The organism is Carnobacterium sp., assembly GCF_032094055.1.
Classification (GTDB): Bacteria; Bacillota; Bacilli; order Lactobacillales; family Carnobacteriaceae; genus Carnobacterium_A.
In genome coordinates this window covers 43,475-45,440 of sequence record NZ_DAMDAK010000007.1, presented here as the reverse complement: position 1 = coordinate 45,440, position 1,966 = coordinate 43,475, and the positions used below count along the sequence as shown (strand labels likewise).

The window sequence follows — 1,966 nt, the reverse complement described above, 5'->3', positions numbered from 1 at the left end:
AAAGTTGGGGAGACGTTAGAAAAGCTTTCAAATGTAGCTGGGACAACACGGTCGGCTGATGTAGCTATTTTATATGATTGGGAAAATAACTGGGCTTTAAATGATGCGCAAGGTTTCGGTCTACAATCCAAGCAATACACCCAAACAGTGCAAGAACACTATCGTCCATTCTGGGAAAGAGATATCCCCGTTGATGTGATTACTAAGGAACAAGAGTTTTCTGATTACAAGCTGTTGGTCGTACCTATGTTGTATTTGATGAGCCTAGAGACTATCTCGCGTTTGAAGGCATTTGTTGCGAATGGCGGAACAATAGTTTCTACTTACATTACAGGAGTAGTAGATGAACATGATTTGACTTATTTAGGTGGATGGCCACAAGATTTACAAGATATTTTTGGGATGAAACCATTAGAAACAGATACACTGTACCCATCAAATCGAAATGCTGTTCGTTATGGTAATAAAGTGTACGATTTAAAAGAATATGCTACTATTCTTAAAGTAGAACAAGCTAAAATCGAAGGCGAATACTTGGAAGATTTTTATGCCGCTACTCCCGCGGTTACTAGCCATTCTTTTGAAAATGGCAAAGCTTATTATATTGGAGGTAGATTGAATCAAGACTTTCATGCAGACTTTTATGGTCATTTAATAGATGATTTGAATCTGAATCCGATTCTCTCTGTCCAACATGGAGAAGGAGTATCTGTTCAAGCAAGACAATCTGAAACAGAAGATATCATTTTTGTTATGAACTTTACTGAAAAATCTCAAGTTGTGGTCTTTGAAAAACCAGTGTGGGATATCATTGATGATAAGGAATTGTTAGGCGAAGTAGAGTTAGAGAAATATGCTGTAAAAATCGTTACAAAGCCTTTTAAGAGAAAAATTCATAGAGAAGAATAGCAACAAAGAAAACTTGTTTCATTCATTAATGAGACAAGTTTTTTTAAATAATATAATATTTACTAAATTTTACTTGATTTGTTTTACTAAAAGAAATAGAATAGAAGAAACAATATGAATAAGAGGAGAATGATAATGGAATTGAAAGAGTTGAAAGAAAAATTTGTAGAGCTTTTTGGTCCCAAAGAATTGAAAGCGTTTTTTGCTCCGGGACGAATCAATCTTATTGGAGAACACACAGATTACAATGGTGGAAATGTTTTTCCTTGTGCCATCACCCTAGGTACATTAGGAGTAGCTGCTAGAAGAGAGGATACTCAAATCAACTTGTATTCAGAAAATTTTTCAGAATTAGGTGTCATTTCATTTGATCTTGAAGACTTAGCTTATCGTGAAGAGGATAAATGGACCAATTACCCTAAAGGAATGATAAAGTATCTAAAAGAAGCTGGTTATCCAATTTCATCAGGAATGGATGTAGCTCTTTACGGCAATATTCCTAATGGAGCTGGTTTATCTTCATCGGCTTCGCTTGAATTATTAATGGGTGTAATGCTAGAAGACTTGTTTGACTTACCGGTTTCTCGTCTAGATTTGATTCAAACAGGTAAAAGAGTAGAAAATGAATTTATCGGAGTCAATTCTGGCATCATGGACCAATTTGCAGTCGGAATGGGGAAAAAGGATACAGCTATTTTGTTAGATTGTAATACATTGGAATACGAACTAGTCCCCGTTGAATTAGGTGCTCACAAAATCGTCATCATGAATACAAAAAAACGACGGGAATTAGCCACATCTAATTATAATTCACGCCGCAATGAGTGTGAACAAGCTTTAGAAGAGCTGCAGAAATTTATTGCTGCCCCATCGCTGGGAGCATTAGACGAAGCTGAATTTGAAACTTATCAAGATCAATTATCCAATCAAATCATCAAAAAACGTGCACGGCACGCAGTCACAGAAAATCAACGGACAATCAAAGCGGCCAAAGCATTAAAAGAAGGGGACTTAAAGCAATTTGGTTCATTAATGAATGCGTCTCATGTTTCTTTGC

At 36.1% G+C, this 1,966-nt stretch carries 2 protein-coding genes; both read left to right on the top strand.

From position 1 onward, the window contains the following. Nucleotides 1–909 (top strand): beta-galactosidase trimerization domain-containing protein (locus RT405_RS02220; RefSeq protein ID WP_313467193.1); only part of this gene is annotated, 909 nt, incomplete at its 5' end. A gap of 135 nt (nucleotides 910–1,044) precedes the next feature. Next, nucleotides 1,045–1,966 (top strand): galactokinase (locus RT405_RS02215; RefSeq protein WP_313467191.1); only part of this gene is annotated, 922 nt, incomplete at its 3' end.